The organism is Chromohalobacter sp. HP20-39 (genome assembly GCF_033052815.1).
Lineage (GTDB): Bacteria > Pseudomonadota > Gammaproteobacteria > Pseudomonadales > Halomonadaceae > Chromohalobacter.
The window spans coordinates 1-623 of the sequence record NZ_JAWHTP010000074.1; the positions used below are offsets into that span (position 1 = coordinate 1).

Here is a 623-nt window from a genome sequence, read left to right on the forward strand (position 1 = left end):
TTCGCTCAACCGGCGCCATTGACTTCGCAGCCATGCCGGTAACTTGGAACCATATCCCGATGGTTTTCCGACATGCGCTTCACACGTTATCTCCGTTACTACCCGATCGATTTTACCTCGCGCCGCGAGGCCGCTTTCGCTCGCAAGCAGGCCCGCGAGCGTGCGCGCTATCCCCTGTTTCCCGAGCACATAGCCGAGTCACAACGCACCGTCGCTGACGAAATCGCCCTGCGCCAGCGTCGTTCCGACAGTCTGGAGCTGCGTATGCGCGCGCTCCAGGCCAAACACTGGCGCAAAGGTCGCAGCATGTACTTCGCCCAACCGGCGGCCGTTCGTGCCCACATCCAGGAAGCGTGGCGAGCATGGCGTGGCCCCACCACTCCCAACAACTTCATCTATGTAGTTGAGCAGCAAACCGGCGAGGGCGAGCGCCGCCGTGCGGCGATCCGGGAGAGGGATGCGGCGTTTCGCGCGTCTCTCGTTGACACACAACTGACCCTCGCCTGACATGCAGCCTACCGAAGAGCAAACCGCTGTCGTTGATGCGTCCTTGGATGGCGAACCGTTGAAGGTTGACGCTCGTGCGGGCGCCGGCAAGACCTCCACCCTAGGCCTCGTCTCGA

1 protein-coding gene is annotated in these 623 nt (G+C 62.4%); it reads left to right on the forward strand.

Annotated elements, in window-relative coordinates:
• Nucleotides 1–72 precede the first annotated feature (72 nt).
• The gene (locus tag RVY79_RS16980) at nt 73–507 is read left to right on the forward strand and encodes a hypothetical protein (RefSeq protein ID WP_012435670.1); all 435 of its coding nucleotides are present in this window, start codon (nt 73–75) and stop codon (nt 505–507) included.
• Nucleotides 508–623 lie beyond the last annotated feature (116 nt).